The 15,469-nt window shown below is 58.4% G+C and carries 15 protein-coding genes and 1 other annotated feature; of the genes, 5 read left to right on the top strand and 10 right to left on the bottom strand.

The window, feature by feature from the left end; all coding sequences use genetic code 11:
* Positions 1-20: 20 nt before the first annotated feature.
* Positions 21-1,205 carry a multidrug efflux MFS transporter EmrD gene (gene emrD, locus D5067_RS00135; protein WP_119936515.1) on the top strand — a complete coding sequence of 395 codons (1,185 nt, stop codon included), beginning with the start codon at positions 21-23 and terminating at the stop codon, positions 1,203-1,205.
* Here emrD and D5067_RS00130 read toward each other — a convergent pair.
* Both D5067_RS00130 and dsdC read right to left on the bottom strand, forming a co-directional pair.
* Positions 1,108-2,196 (bottom strand): cellulase family glycosylhydrolase, encoded by a 1,089-nt coding sequence (locus D5067_RS00130; RefSeq protein ID WP_119936445.1) that lies wholly within the window; start codon positions 2,194-2,196, stop codon positions 1,108-1,110. The two genes, emrD and D5067_RS00130, sit on opposite strands and share 98 nt — an antisense overlap.
* Before the next feature lie 86 nt (positions 2,197-2,282).
* On the bottom strand, positions 2,283-3,209 hold the full coding sequence (gene dsdC, locus D5067_RS00125; protein WP_119936446.1) for a DNA-binding transcriptional regulator DsdC: 927 nt from the start codon (positions 3,207-3,209) through the stop codon (positions 2,283-2,285).
* Between the two features lie 204 nt (positions 3,210-3,413).
* On the opposite strand from dsdC, the gene dsdX reads away from it, so the two are divergent.
* Together dsdX and dsdA are read left to right on the top strand one after the other, a co-directional pair.
* On the top strand, positions 3,414-4,751 hold the full coding sequence (gene dsdX / locus D5067_RS00120) for a D-serine transporter DsdX (protein WP_119936447.1): 1,338 nt from the start codon (positions 3,414-3,416) through the stop codon (positions 4,749-4,751).
* Between the two features lie 17 nt (positions 4,752-4,768).
* Complete coding sequence (gene dsdA / locus D5067_RS00115) at positions 4,769-6,055, top strand: D-serine ammonia-lyase (protein WP_119936448.1); 1,287 nt, start codon at positions 4,769-4,771, stop codon at positions 6,053-6,055.
* 32 nt (positions 6,056-6,087) lie between these two features.
* Here the strand turns inward: dsdA and D5067_RS00110 are convergent, their stop codons facing one another.
* From D5067_RS00110 to D5067_RS00095, 4 genes are all read right to left on the bottom strand, one after another.
* Complete coding sequence (locus tag D5067_RS00110) at positions 6,088-6,435, bottom strand: DUF202 domain-containing protein (protein WP_119936449.1); 348 nt, start codon at positions 6,433-6,435, stop codon at positions 6,088-6,090.
* Positions 6,425-6,772 carry a YidH family protein gene (locus tag D5067_RS00105; protein ID WP_119936450.1) on the bottom strand — a complete coding sequence of 116 codons (348 nt, stop codon included), beginning with the start codon at positions 6,770-6,772 and terminating at the stop codon, positions 6,425-6,427. Before D5067_RS00105 ends, D5067_RS00110 begins: the two co-directional genes overlap by 11 nt.
* Positions 6,773-6,864: 92 nt before the next feature.
* Positions 6,865-8,187 (bottom strand): 6-phospho-alpha-glucosidase, encoded by a 1,323-nt coding sequence (locus D5067_RS00100; protein WP_119936451.1) that lies wholly within the window; start codon positions 8,185-8,187, stop codon positions 6,865-6,867.
* Positions 8,184-9,806 carry an alpha-glucoside-specific PTS transporter subunit IIBC gene (locus D5067_RS00095; protein ID WP_119936452.1) on the bottom strand — a complete coding sequence of 541 codons (1,623 nt, stop codon included), beginning with the start codon at positions 9,804-9,806 and terminating at the stop codon, positions 8,184-8,186. Before D5067_RS00095 ends, D5067_RS00100 begins: the two co-directional genes overlap by 4 nt.
* 222 nt (positions 9,807-10,028) lie before the next feature.
* On the opposite strand from D5067_RS00095, the gene D5067_RS00090 reads away from it, so the two are divergent.
* Positions 10,029-10,775: a GntR family transcriptional regulator gene (locus tag D5067_RS00090; protein ID WP_119936453.1), complete on the top strand. Its 747-nt coding sequence runs from the start codon at positions 10,029-10,031 to the stop codon at positions 10,773-10,775.
* On the opposite strand, the gene D5067_RS00085 is transcribed toward D5067_RS00090, so the two are convergent.
* The 3 genes from D5067_RS00085 to ibpA all read right to left on the bottom strand — a co-directional run bounded on the left by D5067_RS00085 (position 10,743) and on the right by ibpA (position 13,545).
* Positions 10,743-12,404: a putative transporter gene (locus D5067_RS00085; protein ID WP_119936454.1), complete on the bottom strand. Its 1,662-nt coding sequence runs from the start codon at positions 12,402-12,404 to the stop codon at positions 10,743-10,745. The genes D5067_RS00090 and D5067_RS00085 overlap by 33 nt on opposite strands.
* Before the next feature lie 165 nt (positions 12,405-12,569).
* Positions 12,570-12,998, bottom strand: a complete 429-nt coding sequence (gene ibpB / locus D5067_RS00080) for a small heat shock chaperone IbpB (RefSeq protein ID WP_119936455.1) — start codon at positions 12,996-12,998, stop codon at positions 12,570-12,572.
* A 136-nt stretch (positions 12,999-13,134) separates the two neighbouring features.
* Positions 13,135-13,545 (bottom strand): small heat shock chaperone IbpA, encoded by a 411-nt coding sequence (ibpA, locus tag D5067_RS00075; protein WP_046888841.1) that lies wholly within the window; start codon positions 13,543-13,545, stop codon positions 13,135-13,137.
* Positions 13,539-13,613, bottom strand: a sequence feature (ROSE (Repression Of Heat Shock gene Expression) occurs in the 5'-region of heat shock genes and acts as an RNA thermometer to modulate expression.). It overlaps the preceding gene by 7 nt.
* Before the next feature lie 246 nt (positions 13,614-13,859).
* Here ibpA and D5067_RS00070 point away from each other — a divergent pair.
* Entirely contained in the window at positions 13,860-14,192 is a 333-nt protein-coding gene (locus D5067_RS00070; protein ID WP_119936516.1) for a YceK/YidQ family lipoprotein, read from the top strand.
* Here the strand turns inward: D5067_RS00070 and D5067_RS00065 are convergent.
* On the bottom strand, positions 14,189-15,418 hold the full coding sequence (locus tag D5067_RS00065) for a YidR family protein (protein WP_210433796.1): 1,230 nt from the start codon (positions 15,416-15,418) through the stop codon (positions 14,189-14,191). The two genes, D5067_RS00070 and D5067_RS00065, sit on opposite strands and share 4 nt — an antisense overlap.
* Positions 15,419-15,469 lie beyond the last annotated feature (51 nt).

Genomic DNA, 15,469 nt, shown 5'->3' with positions numbered 1-15,469 from the left:
TGGCAAAAGTATTCAGCGACATGAAAAAACAAAGGAACGTTAACTTATTGTTGATGCTGGTGTTACTGGTGGCCGTCGGTCAGATGGCGCAAACCATCTACATTCCGGCGATTGCCGACATGGCAAAGGAACTTAACGTCCGCGAGGGTGCAGTGCAGAGCGTAATGGCAGCGTACCTGCTGACCTATGGCGTTTCGCAACTCTTTTACGGCCCGCTGTCCGACCGCGTCGGGCGTCGTCCGGTGATCCTGGTGGGCATGAGCATTTTCATGGTGGCAACCGTGATTGCGATGACGACCCATAACCTGACCGTATTGATTGCCGCCAGCGCCCTGCAGGGCGTCGGGACCGGCGTCGGTGGGGTGATGGCGCGAACGTTGCCGCGCGATATGTATCAGGGCACCCAGCTGCGCCACGCCAACAGCTTGCTCAATATGGGCATTCTGGTGAGCCCGCTGATGGCCCCGCTGATCGGCGGCCTGCTGGACACAATGTGGTCATGGCGCGCCTGCTACGCTTTCCTGCTGGCGCTCTGCGTGATTGTCACCTTCAGCATGGCGCGCTGGATGCCGGAAACGCGTCCAAAAGACGCGCCGCGCACGAAGCTGATCGCCAGCTATAAAACGCTGTTCGGCAACGGGTCGTTTACCTGCTACCTGCTGATGCTGATCGGCGGCCTGGCGGGCATTGCGGTGTTTGAAGCCTGCTCCGGCGTGCTGCTGGGCGCGGGGCTGGGCCTGAGCAGCATGGTGGTGAGTATTCTGTTTATTCTGCCGATCCCGGCGGCGTTCTTCGGCGCCTGGTTTGCCGGACGCCCGAACAAGCGTTTCTCAACGCTGATGTGGCAGTCGGTGATTAGCTGCCTGCTGGCAGGGCTGATGATGTGGATCCCAGGGCTGTTCGGCGTGATGACGGTCTGGACGCTGCTGGTCCCGGCGGCGCTGTTCTTCTTCGGCGCGGGTATGCTGTTCCCGCTTGCCACCAGCGGCGCGATGGAGCCCTTCCCGTTCCTCGCAGGCACGGCGGGCGCGCTGGTGGGCGGCTTGCAGAATATCGGCTCCGGCGCGCTAGCCTGGCTTTCCGCCATGTTGCCGCAGACCGGTCAGGCTAGTTTGGGCCTGCTGATGACGCTGATGGGGCTGCTGATTTTGCTGTGCTGGCTGCCGCTGGCGTCGCGCGTTCCGCATCACGAGCAGCCGGTTTAACCGCACGATGGCCCGGCTTCTCGCCGGGCTTTTCACACGCAGGGGAAATCATTGCCTGCAGCAGCGGCTCCGGTGCAGCTCGCCATGCCCCCTCTTCCCCGTCATAAAACTGGAAATCAGCGTTAACCGCGTAGGGGATTTTCGCCTTTTGCAGCTCGCAGGCCATATAGGTAGCAAACGCCATTTGCGACGCCGTTGGCGTGAGGTGGTTTGACTCCCCAACGCCCCAGCCCCCGACCCAGCTGACGTGCCCGGTTTTCTGCTGCCAGCGCAGCGCCGTGTTGATGCGATTGTGAATCGCCGCTTTCTCTGCCGCGGTACCGGACGTCCACGGGTATTTACCGTTACTTTTTAGCGGCCCCCACGGGAAGATATGCCACTCCGCCAGCAGGTAGTTCTGGCTGCGCGCGGGCAGCTTCAGGCTGGATAAATCTTCCGGCGCGGCGCGCAGGCGGGGGGCGATGAAGATCATGCGATTGGCATCGATCGCGTGGATGTCCTTAATCGCTTTCTCGTACACCCGGTTGAGCGATGCCGCGTTGTGGTTGAGCTTATCCGCAGGCTCGTAGATCAGGTCAAAGCCCAGCAGCGGCGAGCGCTGGCCGAAATAGTGCGCCACGGCAATCCACCAGTTAATCACCTCTTTCTCATTATCGGCTTTCGGGTCGTTTTTATAGACATCGGCCTGATACGAGATAATCGGGATGACGCCGTACTGCTCGCAGGCTTCCACCAGCTTGCGCAAATGAATCAGCCTGGCCTCTGTCGGCTCATCCGCCACGCGAATGCGCACGTGGCTAATCCCTTTTGCGCGAAAATCGCGGACAACCAGCGGGTCAAACTCGCGAATGCCGCGCTCGGTGCGCGCCCAGTCGACGTCCATTCCCACGCCCAGCTGCTGCGCGTAACGGGCAGCCGTCAGCGGCGGCTCAGCGGCAATGGCCCAGCCGGAGGCGATCAGTAAGGCGGTGGCAATGAAAGACTTGAACACGGTTTACCCTGAAAAAAATCAAAAGCAATAGCCTGTATTTAGCACGCTTTTTCGCAATGGGTGTAGCGCCAAAGCGTAATAATTATTCAGCCCGTCATTTCCTTTAGCCAGCCGATAAAGGCATCGATTTTCGGCCACTGTCGACCAGAGAGCGTCGAGATGTAGTAGTGCTGATGGCATTTCAGGGTCTTTTCACCGAAGGGGGCGACTAATTCGCCGCGTTCAAGCCGCTTTTGCACCAGCCGTTTACGCCCCATCGCCACGCCAACGTGGTTCATTGCAGCGATAATGGCCAAATCAGAACGATCGAACCCAATACCCGATGATGGCGGCATGTTTACGGCAAAATGTTGCGCCCAGCTCAGCCACTCGTCCGTGCCCGAATCATTGCTCCAGGCCTGGCGGTCATGGAGAAGCGTGCAGTGGCTGAGATTGTCTGGGCTTGTCACCAGCTCATGGTCACGAGCGTATTCAGGGGAGCAGACCGGCAAAATCTCCTCATCCATCAGGAAATCATGAGAGAGGTGCTCTGGCGGCGTATCGTCGAAATAGAGCGCCAGATCGACACCCGTGCGCTGCATATTAACGTAATCGTTGCCCGTCAGGACGGTCAGCGAAATGGACGGATGGCGGCGGGTAAAATCCCCCAGCATCGGCACCAGCCAGCACTGGGCAATCGACGGTCGGGAATAGACGGTCAGCGTGCCGGACAGCGCCTGGTTTTTAATGTCCAGGATCTCCTGGTTCAGCGTGTCGAGGGAGGATTTGAGCGTCCAGTAAACGCGCTTTCCCTCCTGCGTCAGCTCCACTTTACGGTGCGAACGCACGAACAGCTGAATGCCCAGCTCCTCCTCCAGCAGGTTGATGCGGTGGCTCACCGCGCTGGGGCTGAGCGACAGCTCCTCCGCGGCCAGCGCGAAGGACTCATGCCGGGCCGCCACTTCAAAAGTGTACATTTTTGACAGCTGCCAGCCGTTTAGCAGCCGGTTTCTGGCTTCATTTGCATCGGTCATCACAATTCTCGCGCGTGGTTTCTGCGCTTAGCATACCGCTCAAGGATGAATTTATGTGAACCTAATACGGTTTAAGTGTGCTTTTTAGAGCGTAGTCACTCAGTTGATCCAATCTGGCTCACCTGAACGCCAATTTATATCGTTTGTCAGCCAACGCCGTTTTTTCGTCCAATACCCGCAGATTACTTAAGGGTGAGGTGAGATATGGGCTCTCAAATCTGGGTTGTGGCAACGCTGCTCATCAGCATCGTGTTGATTGTGTTAACCATCGTAAAACTGAAGTTTCACCCGTTCCTCGCGCTGCTGCTGGCAAGCTTTTTCGTCGGTGCGATGATGGGGATGAGCCCGCTGGATATGGTTAACGCCATCGAGAGCGGGATTGGCGGCACGCTGGGATTCCTGGCGGCGGTGATTGGCCTGGGTACCATTCTCGGCAAGATGATGGAGGTCTCCGGCGCGGCGGAACGCATCGGGATTGCGCTTCAGCGCTGCCGCTGGCTGTCGGCGGATGTGATTATGGTGCTGGTTGGAATGATTTGCGGGATCACGCTGTTTGTCGAAGTCGGCGTGGTGCTGCTGATCCCGCTGGCGTTTTCCATCGCTAAAAAAACCAACACGTCGCTGCTCAAGCTGGCCATTCCGCTCTGTACCGCGCTGATGGCGGTGCACTGCGTGGTGCCTCCGCACCCGGCGGCGCTGTTCGTGACCAACAAGCTGGGCGCGGACGTGGGCACCGTTATCGTCTACGGCCTGCTGGTGGGCCTGATGGCCTCGCTGGTCGGCGGCCCGCTGTTCCTGAAACTGCTCGGGGATCGTTTGCCGTTTAAGCCGGTTCCGGCGGAGTTTTCAGACCTGAAGGTGCGGGAAGAGCATACCCTGCCGTCGCTGGGCGCCACGCTGTTCACGGTGCTGCTGCCGATTGCGCTGATGCTGGTGAAAACCGTCGCCGAGCTGAATATGGCAAAAGAAGGCACGCTGTATACGCTGCTGGAGTTTATCGGCAACCCGATTACCGCCATGTTTATCGCCGTGTTTATGGCCTATTACCTGCTGGGGATCCGCCAGCATATGGGCATGGGCACGATGCTGACGCATACCGAGCACGGCTTTGGCTCCATCGCCAACATTTTGCTGATTATCGGCGCGGGCGGGGCGTTTAACGCCATCCTCAAAACCAGCGGGCTGGCAGACACCCTGGCGCATATTCTCTCGAACCTGCACATGCACCCGATTCTGCTGGCCTGGCTGGTGGCGCTGGTGCTGCATGCCGCAGTGGGCTCGGCAACGGTAGCGATGATGGGTGCCACGGCGATAGTCGCGCCGATGCTGCCGCTCTACCCGAACGTCAGCCCGGAGATCGTCACCATTGCCATCGGTTCCGGCGCCATTGGCTGCACGATCGTGACCGATTCCCTCTTCTGGCTGGTGAAGCAATACTGCGGCGCTACCCTGAACGAGACCTTCAAATACTATACGACGGCGACCTTTATCGCCTCGGTGCTTGCACTTGGCGGCACATTCCTGCTTTCTTTCATTATCTGAGCGCGAAGAGACGTACTATGAAAAACGCAACTATCACCACGTTAACCGCACAGTTTCCTCTGGTTGAGGATCTGGTTGCCCTGAAAGAAACCACCTGGCTAAACCCGCGCACCACTTCGCTTGCGGAAGGATTGCCGTACGTTGGGCTGACCAAAGCCGACGTGGACGACGCGCACGCGCGGCTCAACCGCTTCGCGCCGTATCTGGCGAAAGCCTTCCCGGAAACGGCGGCAACGGGCGGGATTATCGAATCCGACCTGGTCGCAATCCCGGCAATGCAGGCGCGGCTGGAGAAAGAATTTGCTAAGTCTATTCCCGGCACCCTGCTGCTGAAAAAAGACAGCCATCTGCCGATTTCCGGCTCGATTAAAGCGCGCGGCGGAATCTATGAGGTGCTGACCCACGCGGAAAAGCTGGCGCTGGAAGCCGGACTGCTGAGCGTCGAAGACGACTACAGCATCCTGCTGGAGCCGCGCTTTAAGGATTTCTTCAGCCAGTACAGCATCGCCGTGGGCTCAACCGGCAACCTCGGGATGTCCATCGGCATTATGAGCGCCCGCATCGGCTTTAAGGTGACGGTACATATGTCCGCCGACGCCCGCGAGTGGAAGAAAGCCAAACTGCGCAGCCACGGCGTCATCGTCGTGGAATATGAGCAGGATTACGGCGTGGCGGTGGAGCAGGGACGAAAAGCGGCGGAAAGCGATCCGAACTGTTTCTTCATCGACGATGAAAACTCACGCACCCTGTTCCTGGGCTATGCGGTGGCGGGCGAGCGCCTGAAGGCGCAGTTTGCCGAACAGGGCCGCGTGGTGGATGCGGATCGTCCTCTGTACGTCTATTTACCGTGCGGCGTCGGCGGCGGCCCCGGCGGCGTGGCGTTTGGCCTGAAGCTGGCCTTTGGCGATAACGTCCACTGCTTCTTCGCCGAACCAACGCACTCGCCGTGCATGCTGCTGGGCGTCTACACCGGCCTGCACGATGAGATCGCGGTGCAGGACCTGGGGATTGATAACGTGACGGCGGCGGACGGTCTGGCGGTAGGGCGCGCGTCCGGCTTCGTGGGCCGCGCGATGGAGCGCCTGCTCGACGGGTTTTATACGCTTTCCGACCAAAGCATGTATGACATGCTCGGCTGGCTGGCGCAGGAGGAAGGCATTCGCCTGGAGCCGTCGGCGCTGGCGGGGATGGCCGGGCCGGTGCGTGTTCATTCGCATACCAACGTTACCCACCTGGTGTGGGCGACCGGCGGCGGGATGGTGCCGGAAGACGAGATGGCGAAGTATCTGGCGAAAGGGAAGTAATTATGCCGGGTGGCGGCTGCGCCTTACCCGGCCTACAACTGCAAAATTTGTTGAATGTGGGTTACCGCAAACAGCAGTGACAGCGACAGCACGGCCAGCGCGATCAGGAACTTATCGCGCACCGCTTTCGGCTGTACAAAATCGTTCTGCGCCACGTCCATCAGGTTACGGCTGCGGGTATAGCGCCATAAAATGATAGCCACCAGCGCCAGCACAACCAGCGAAACCCAGAATGGCATCCCCGTGCGGTGCCAGTTGTGCTTAATCGCCAGGGCAATCAGCGCGCCATACCCCAGCAGCGTGCGCAGCCAGGCCAGCGACGTCCGCTCCGGCTGCAGGCCGGGGTCCGCTTCGCGCCGCGCTTTACGGCTATCCGCCATAGACCACCAGCACCATCACCACGACCGCCACCGTCAGCAGAATCGTACTGATGATGAGTAAACCGCGCGTATAGGGCAGATCCTGCTTCAGGCGCATGGCCTTTTCGTTTCGCAGCCAGCGCAGGTAGCCGTAAATTGCCAGCACGCCCGCAAACAGACACAGCAGCAGTGCCAGCACTTCGCGAATTAACGGGGTGGCAAACTCGGGGGCAAGCTGATCGAGGCCGACACCGGCGGCCAGAAAGCCCAGCGCGGTGCGGATCCACGCTAAAAACGTGCGCTCATTGGCCAGAGAGAAGCGGTAGTCCGGCGCTTCACCGAGGCGGGAAATTTTCATGAAGATTCCTTGTCGTGCTGCAGGCAGGCTTCAGCATAGCGTAAATCGACAGGGACAAGGAGACCGGCATCGGGCGATGCCGGTCAGGACGATTAATGCAGCTCTGGCCAGTACGCTTTGTTGGCCTCGATCAGGTCATCCAGAATCGCTTTCGCGACGGAGGCGCTCGGCACGGTTTTTGACAGGGTAATCGCCTGCCAGAGCTTGTGATACGAGCGCTGCTCCCAGGCGTCCACCACCAGTTTTTCCACCGCCACCTGCTGGCTCATCAGCCCTTTCTGGAAGTGTGGAATATCGCCCACCGTAAGCGGCTCCGGCCCGTTATGGCCCACCAGGCACGGGATCTCCACCATCGCGTCGGCATCAAAGTTATGGATAGCTCCGTTGTTTGGCACAATCAGCAGCATCCGCTCCTGGGTATTGAAGGCGATTGCCGTCGCCAGATCGACGATGTACGACGCATGTTCGTCGATTTCCAGCTCACCGGCGGCGGAGTTACCGGCTTCGATAATCGCCCGGCAGGCGCTGAACACGTGCTTCTCGCGGTGGTCCATCACTTCATTGGCGCGGGTGCGCTCCGGGTTTGAGTGCGCGACGACATAGTCCGGGAAGAAGTAATACTTCAGATAGGTGTTCGGCATGGTGTCCGGGTCCAGCGCCTGCACGTCTTTTGCTTTGGCGAAGGTATCGTTCCAGCTCGCTTCGGTATGCGCATCTTCCGAAGGCGGGACATAGCCGTTTTTCGCTACGTATTCGCGCAGCTTCGGCATCAGATCGTTGCCGTTCAAATCTTCTATCGACGTCCACCAGCCGAAGTGGTTCAGGCCGTAGTAGCGCACGCGCATCTCTTTGCGGTCCTTCAGGCCGACAATCTGGGCCATTCGCCCTTCAATGCCGATCGGCATATCGCAGATGTTGAGGATTTTGGCGTTCGGACGCAGGCGGCGCGTGGCTTCCGCAACAATCGCCGCCGGGTTGGAGTAGTTCAGCATCCACGCGTTCGGGGAGTACTGTTCCATGTAATCCACCAGCTCCAGCACGCCGCCGATGGAGCGCATGCCGTAGGAGATGCCACCCGGCCCGCAGGTTTCCTGGCCCAGCACGCCGTGGCGCAGCGGGATTTTTTCATCTTTTTCACGCATCGGGTATTTGCCCACGCGGATATGCGCCATCACGAAGTCCACATCGGTAAACGCCGCTTTGGGATCGGTGGTGTAGCTGAACTCAATCTCCGGCGCCTGCTCTTTGAGGATAATTTTGCACGCTTCGGCGATGGTCTCCTGACGCGCGCCGTCGTTGTCATAGAACTTAAGGGCGCGCAGCGGGAAACGGTCGCGGTTGGCTAACAGCATCAGGACGATACCCGGCGTGAAGGTGCTGCCGCCGCCTGCAATGACAACTGAGAATTTTTTCATGATATAGCCTCTGTCAGGGTGATTTGTTCGTTTGTTGAAGGAGTTTTCATCAGCGATTCAAGCTGGTCGCGCACCTGAGGTACGTGCAGACCGACAATCACCTGAATGCCGTTGCCGCGTCGCACCACGCCGTGGGCGCCGAGAGCTTTGAAGACGTCGTCGCCTTGGGTTTTCGCCATATCGACCAGGGCGATACGCAAGCGGGTCGCGCAGTTGTTGATGCTTTCAATATTTGCCGCGCCGCCGAGCGCCTGCAGGAACCCGGCGGCCTGCCCAACCTGCTGGCTGGCCGCCGCCGGGGCGGTGGTTTGCCCGCGCGCCGCCTTATAGTCGGCCTTGCTGTAGAGCTTGATTTCACTCTCTTCACGGCCCGGCGTTTTCAGGTTCAGACGCTCAATCAGCGTTTTGAAGACCACGAAATAGAGGGCGGTGAAGCAGAGGCCAATGCCTATCTGGGTGAATACCGTTGAGGCGTGGTTATGGAACATTGGGATCCAGTTTTGCGGCAGGAACTGGTCCAGCAGGCCGCCGCCCATGTTGCCCACCACGCCGAAGATGTACATCACCGTCGCCATGGTCGCCGCCAGCACAGCGTGGACGGCAAACAGCAGCGGCGAGATAAACAGGAAGGTGAATTCGAGGGGTTCAGTAATGCCCACCAGCACGGCGGTGAGCGTGGCCGGGATCAGCAGCCCCGCTACCTTGACGCGGTTTTCCGGCGACGCGGTGTACCAGAGCGCCAGCGCAATCCCGACCGAGCCAAACACTTTTGAGTTACCGTGCAGCGCGAACCCGCCTTCCGGGAAGAGGGTTTTCAGCGGCAGGGTGCTCTGGCTGAATTCCTGCAGATGCTGCGCCCAGTAGACCTGGATGCCGCCTTCAACCGCCGCCGGGCCGAAGATAAACGGACCGTAGACGAAGTGGTGCAATCCGGTTGGGATCAGAATGCGTTCCAGGAAGGTATACACCCACACGCCGAGCGCGCCAGCGCTACGTAAGAACGCCTGCAGGGACTCAATGCCCATCTGTACTTTTGGCCAGCCCAGCAGCGTCAGCCAGGCGCAGGGGATCATGACGAAAAACGCGAGGATAACGACGAACGAGGTGCCCTGGAAAATCCCCAGGAAGACCGGCAGCGGCTTGTCGAAAAATCGGTTGTGGATGGCGGTAACGATCCCTGAAATGGCAATCGCCCCGATGATGCTGGTATCCAGCGTTTTGATACCGGCAATCATCGCCAGCCCGCTTCCGGCAGCAGGTTCAGCGGAGAAGTCGACGCCAAAGAAGTGGCCCCAGGTCATCCCCATCGCGTTGATAAAGTAGTTCCAGGTCAGGAAGCTAATCAGCACCGCCAGACAGGCGCGGCCCTGCGCCTGCTTCGCCAGGCCAATCGGCAGGCCGACGGCAAAAATCAGCGGCATGTTGCGGAATACCGCCCAGCCGCCTTCTTCGATGATGTGAACAATTTGCGCGAACAGATTATCAGGGGCCGTTAAGGCTTCGCCGACAAACAGCGGGTTGCGAAGCATGATGGCGATTCCGACCACGATCCCGGCAAAGGGAAACAGCAACACCGGGGTAAACATGGCACCGCCAAATCGTTGTATTTGACTGAGCATTTTTAAATCCTCATGAAACAACCTGTAGGGGGTAGAGGCCTTTATGGTTTTTTACTGGCCTGAGGTGAGCATAAGAACTTACTGATAGACGAACATGGCGTGCCGCTGCGATTCGTGATCGCATTCATGGTTTTAATTTGACCAATGAGGTCTACTTTTGGCAGTAAATATGGACATGTCAGGACGTTATCCACGCCGTGATGTGCGCAGAGAGGTCTACTGGTGATCTACAAATCTATTGCCGACAGGCTGCGGCTGCGGCTGAATTCATCTGACTACAACGTCGGCAGCCCGCTGCCCGGAGAGAAAGCTCTGGCCCAGGAGTTTGGCGTGGCGCGGATGACCATCCGCAAGGCGCTGGATCTGCTGGTGAGCTGGGGGCTGGTTGAACGTCGACACGGCAGCGGAACCTTTGTGTCGCGCAAGGACGTTCACCACGAAACCACCAACCTGACCGGGCTGGTGGAGGTACTGCGCCAGCAGGGGAAAGAGGTGCAGAGTAAGGTGCTGCAGTTTGAAGTGATGCCCGCGCCGCCCGCCATCGCCAGCCAGCTGCGGATTCAGGTGGATGAACGGATCTACTTTTCACGACGGGTGCGCTACGTGGACGGAAAGCCGCTGATGCTGGAGGATAGCTTTATGCCGGTGAAGCTGTTTCGCAGCCTCTCGCTGGCGCATCTTGAAGGGTCTAAGTTTGATTACATTGAGAAGGAGTGCGGGATCACCATCAGCGGCAACTACGAGAGCCTGACGCCGGTGCTGGCAGACAGGCAGCTGGCCGGGTATATGAACCTGCCGGAACAAACGCCGCTGCTGCGCATCACCTCCCTTTCCTACAGCGACAGCGGCGAGTTCCTTAATTATTCCGTAATGTTCCGAAACACCAGCGATTACCAGGTGGACTACCACCTGCGGCGCATCCACCCGGAAGACCTGCTAGCCCATCCCCCAGAACAGCACCGCGAGTAGCTGCGGCGTGATAATGCGCAGGAACATCACCAGCGGATAGACCGTGGCATATGACAGCGCCGCCGCGCCGCTGGTGGCATGCAGGTTGTTGGCAAAGGCCAGCGCAGGCGGATCGGTCATCGACCCCGCCAGCATGCCGCACAGCGTCAGGTAGTTCATCTTGGCGAACATTCGCGCCAGTATTCCGACCGTGAGCAGCGGAATGGCGGTGATGAAGATGCCGTAACCGACCCAGCTTATCCCCTCGCCCTTCACCAGCGTATCAATAAAATCGCCGCCCGATTTCAGCCCGACCACCGCCAGGAACAGCACGATGCCCAGCTCGCGCAGCGCCAGGTTAGCGCTCGGCGGCATAAACCAGTAGAGCTTGCCGATACAGCCGATACGCCCGAGGATCAGCGCCATTATCAGCGGCCCGCCCGCCAGGCCGAGCTTGAGCGCCACCGGGAAGCCCGGCACGTACAGCGGAATGGAGCCGAGCAGCACGCCAAGCCCGATGCCGATAAACACCGGCAGCATTTGCACCTGCTGCAGTTTTTGCTGGGCGTTACCGACCATGTCCGCCACGGCGTCGATGGACGACGGGCGCCCGACCAGGTTGAGGATATCCCCGAACTGCAGGCTGGCCTCCGGGCTGGCGACCAGTTCGATACCCGCGCGGTTAAGGCGGGAGATCACCACGTCATAGCGCTCTTTTACCTGCAGATCGCGTATTTTCTTCCCCAGAACCTTTTCGTTGGTCACGACGACGCGCTCAACGCGCATGTCCGTCCCGCGCGTGGAGAGCGAGGTGTCGACCTCCTGGCCAATCACCAGCCGCGCGTTGTTGAGATCCCCCGGTTGCCCAACCAGGTGCAGCAGGTCGCCGTGCTGAATAAGGGTGCCGGGGGATGGCACCATCAGCATCTCGTCACGCTTGAGGCGCGAGCAGATGATGTTAGCGCTGTTGAGGATCGGCACGTCCTGAATCGCCATATTGTTCAGGTTAGGGTTATCGACGCGAATATTGATGGTTTTAATCGGCATATGGCCGTTGGTGAGCGTGGTTTCGTGGTCTTTTGCCTCTTTATCGACGTTGACCCGAAACAGCACCCGAACCAGCCACATCGAGAGCAGAATGCCGCAAATGCCAAAGGGATAGGCCATGGCGTAGCTCATCCCCATCTGGTCGACAATGCCGGGTTCGATACCCAAATCGCGCAGAATTTGCTGCCCCGCGCCCAGCGCTGGCGTGTTGGTGACCGCACCGGAGAAAATCCCCAGCACCACGGGAAGCGGGATGTCGAAAAGTTTATGCAGGATTGCGGTGACCAGGCCGCCCATGACTACAATGCCGAGGGCAAACAGGTTTAACCGCAACCCGGAGACGCGAAGAGAAGCAAAAAAGCCCGGCCCGACCTGAATGCCGATGGTATAGACGAAGAGGATCAGGCCGAACTCCTGGATGAAGTGGAGCATCTCAGCGCTGAGCGCCAGCCCAAGCTGGTCGGCAAAGTGCCCGACAAAAATGCCGCCAAACAGTACCCCGCCTATCCCAAACCCAACGCCACGGATTTTGATATTCCCTATCCACAGGCCAACAACAGCGACCAGGGCCAACACGCTGACGGTTAACGCGATATCACTCATGATCCACTTCCTGTGCATAACCTTAGTTATGCTAAGGATTCTCTCAGAGCCGGATGCTATTGTATGGGCGATGGCGCACAAAAAAGCCCTGCCGTGGCAGGGCTTTATCTTTTCACCCTCTCCCTGTGGGAGAGGGCCGGGGTGAGGGCTCCAGCCCGCACACTATTAACTATTTAACGCCGGACGCTCGCTAATGGCGATACGCTGCGGCGCGATGGCTTCCGGCACGTTGCGGGTCAGGTCGATATGCAGCAGCCCGTTAGTAAACGTGGCACCCGAAACTTCCATATGGTCTGCCAGGGTAAAGCTCAGGCTAAACGGCTGAGTCACCAGCCCCTGGTGCAGCCATTTGGTCTCGGTCTCTTGTTTTTCCGGCGTCCCTTTCACGGTCAGGCGCGTGCCTTCAAGCTGGATATCCAGGTCTTCCTGGCGGAAACCGGCCAGCGCAAGGGTGATGCGATAGTGGTTATCGTCGCTTTTTTCGATGTTGTACGGCGGAAACGTCTGTTGCTCAGCGGTGCTTTGCAGGGCGTTAGCCAGTTTGTCAAAACCAATCCACTGACGCAGCAGGGGGGATAAATCGTAGTTACGCATACTAAATCTCCTTCTGAGAAGCGAGTTCGGCACAGTTTAATTTTGTGCGCAGTTGTTCCTGCAAATCCGAATGGATTCACATATGCTCCCGTTACGGCAAGCAATTCTGAGTGGGCCGCAAGAGCGACCCGCATAATTAGTTAATTTCGATACGGCGCGGTTTTTTCTCTTCCGGAATCACACGTTCCAGTTCGATAAACAGCAGGCCGTTAACCAGGTTCGCGCCTTTCACGTGAATGTTCTCAGCTAGCTGGAACTTGCGTTCAAAGTTGCGCTCGGCAATGCCCTGGTACAGGTAGGTACGTTCTTTCTGCTCGGCCGTATGGGAACCTTTCACCACCAGCAGGTTGTCCTGCGCGGTGATCTCCAGCTCGCTTTCTGCGAAACCGGCGACGGCAATCGCAATGCGGTAATGGTTTTCGTTAACCAGTTCAACGTTGTAAGGAGGATAGCCGTTGCTTTGGCTCTGGTTATTTTCTAAATGGTTAAACAGGCGGTCAAAACCAATTGCAGAACGGTAAAGCGGGGAAAGATCGAAGTTACGCATACATTAACACTCCTGAAATCAGCGAGAAATTGTGCCTTCCATCATGGACAGGCCATTAGGTCCCCCGAACACCCATCAGGCGTGTTCGTTACCGGGACACTCTCTTAAAATGGGTCTGGATACGGGCTTTTCAAGAGTATTTCTGTGAGATTTTTTTGCACTTTGCTGGTTGTCGCATAGACTGGGACAACAGCACAAAGGGTTAAATTGCGATGGCCGCCACAGTGCGGGGGCTTCGGGCTATTCATTTTGAACAAGGCTCGCTATAACCCTCAGTTGTAGGTCGATGCAGTACCATTAACGATGACTGAATGATGATGAAAAATGTTCTGATAAAGCTGACGACGTTCGGCGGGGTTGTTTTACTTTGCGGGTGCTCGAGCGTGATGTCTCACACCGGCGGTAAAGAAGGAACATATCCGGGGACGCGCGCCAGCGCGGCGATGATCTCCGATGACGATACAAACTGGGGAACCAAATCCCTGGTCATTCTGGATATGCCTTTTACAGCGGTTGCTGATACGCTCCTGCTGCCGTGGGACATGTTCCGAACGGATAGCTCCGTGCGCTCGCGCGTGGAGAAAAGCGAGCAGGAAAATCTGGCCACTAACGCCATTATCCCACCCGCTGCACTGCCGCCGCGTTAGTTCTTAGCGGTTTCCGTTAGCCACAGCTGGCGGAAACCCTCTGTCTCTTCCATCCACGCAATGAATTGCCCGTCAGGGGAAAAAACGATCGCGTCTGCAGACGGTGCACCGGCGTGCTCGGACGTCAAAAACGTCACCTCTCCGGTTTGCGCATCACAGCAGGCGATCCGGTTTTCGAGCACGAACCCCAGCATGTTCCCGGAAGGGTGCCAGCTAAACGCAGACTGAATACCGCTCTCCGTATGGGTTAACTGGCGCGGCTCGCCGCCCTCGGGTGAGATTAACCACAGCTGAACCGTACCGTTTTCATCACGCATCAGAAATGCAATCTGCGTTCCACTCGGATTGCTGCGCACCCAGTGGCGCGGCACGTTCACCAGCCCCGGATACGCGTTCTTATGGGTAAAGGTTAGCCGTCGCTGCACAACGCCCGCCGGCGGCGCAGGCAGGGTCGCTGGTGTTCCCTGCAGGGGTTCATCACCCGCACGCTTCCAGCCCTGCTCGCCCTGAGGGAGTTCCACAATAAACAGCTCGGGCACTTTTTCGCCCTTTTCAGAAAGGGTGTCGCCGATAAACGCCAGCCTGTCATTACCTACCCAGCCCTCTTCGTACGCGCGGTTGATCTCATCGCTGCCCGGCCGTGGGGTCGGCGTGGTGCTGCTGACCAGCACGCTCCAGAAAGTGCCCGGATATTCACGTGGATGATTCCCCTGTGGGTTCACCGGGCCGAAAGGCGCCGCCACGCCAACGTTGCGTAAATCGAGCTTCGGATCGCGCTCGTGCAGCACGTGGTCGTTATAGGTGAAGCTGACGAGCTGCCCGTTTGGGCTAAAGACGTGCACATGGCTGCCGCCGCGCAGCGCGCCTGCGGTGTAGGGTGCAGTGATATCCATCGCGTCAAGATTGCTCGTCTGACCGTTATGCGTAATCACCCCCTGACGATGGTGAAAATCGTACTGCCAGCCGGCATCGGGGTTTTTCGGGCCGTGGATAAAGACGTATTTGTCCTGTGCGGGATGAACGGTCACCACGCCAACATGCGCGCCGTCAGTGGCGCGATAGATCACCTCGACCTCACCCGTACTGACATGAACTCGCTCGATGGTTTCGCCGGTAAACGACGCGCCGGACGGGCGCACGTCATAGGCCAGCCACTGGCTGTCCGGCGTCCAGGTATTAATATTGGTGAGCTGATGGTTACGGGGAGCGAAGGTGATTTGTTTCATGGGGATACCCTGATGCACGGTGAGTGCATCAGGGTAAAACATCCGCAGGGA

The organism is Enterobacter huaxiensis (assembly GCF_003594935.2).
Taxonomy (GTDB): domain Bacteria; phylum Pseudomonadota; class Gammaproteobacteria; order Enterobacterales; family Enterobacteriaceae; genus Enterobacter; species Enterobacter huaxiensis.
This window is presented reverse-complemented; position numbering and strand designations above follow the sequence as displayed.

What these genes read in the sequence shown, in the direction of transcription:
- ibpA (WP_046888841.1), bottom strand. Translation starts at nt 13,545, where the DNA reads ATGCGTAACTTCGATCTTTCCCCGCTTTACCGTTCTGCAATTGGTTTT.
- D5067_RS00110 (WP_119936449.1), bottom strand. Translation starts at nt 6,435, where the DNA reads ATGGCGGATAGCCGTAAAGCGCGGCGCGAAGCGGACCCCGGCCTGCAG.
- emrD (WP_119936515.1), top strand. Translation starts at nt 21, where the DNA reads ATGAAAAAACAAAGGAACGTTAACTTATTGTTGATGCTGGTGTTACTG.
- D5067_RS00100 (WP_119936451.1), bottom strand. Translation starts at nt 8,187, where the DNA reads ATGAAAAAATTCTCAGTTGTCATTGCAGGCGGCGGCAGCACCTTCACG.
- D5067_RS00070 (WP_119936516.1), top strand. Translation starts at nt 13,860, where the DNA reads ATGATGAAAAATGTTCTGATAAAGCTGACGACGTTCGGCGGGGTTGTT.
- dsdC (WP_119936446.1), bottom strand. Translation starts at nt 3,209, where the DNA reads ATGACCGATGCAAATGAAGCCAGAAACCGGCTGCTAAACGGCTGGCAG.
- dsdA (WP_119936448.1), top strand. Translation starts at nt 4,769, where the DNA reads ATGAAAAACGCAACTATCACCACGTTAACCGCACAGTTTCCTCTGGTT.
- D5067_RS00065 (WP_210433796.1), bottom strand. Translation starts at nt 15,418, where the DNA reads ATGAAACAAATCACCTTCGCTCCCCGTAACCATCAGCTCACCAATATT.
- D5067_RS00095 (WP_119936452.1), bottom strand. Translation starts at nt 9,806, where the DNA reads ATGCTCAGTCAAATACAACGATTTGGCGGTGCCATGTTTACCCCGGTG.
- ibpB (WP_119936455.1), bottom strand. Translation starts at nt 12,998, where the DNA reads ATGCGTAACTACGATTTATCCCCCCTGCTGCGTCAGTGGATTGGTTTT.
- dsdX (WP_119936447.1), top strand. Translation starts at nt 3,414, where the DNA reads ATGGGCTCTCAAATCTGGGTTGTGGCAACGCTGCTCATCAGCATCGTG.
- D5067_RS00105 (WP_119936450.1), bottom strand. Translation starts at nt 6,772, where the DNA reads ATGAAAATTTCCCGCCTCGGTGAAGCGCCGGACTACCGCTTCTCTCTG.
- D5067_RS00085 (WP_119936454.1), bottom strand. Translation starts at nt 12,404, where the DNA reads ATGAGTGATATCGCGTTAACCGTCAGCGTGTTGGCCCTGGTCGCTGTT.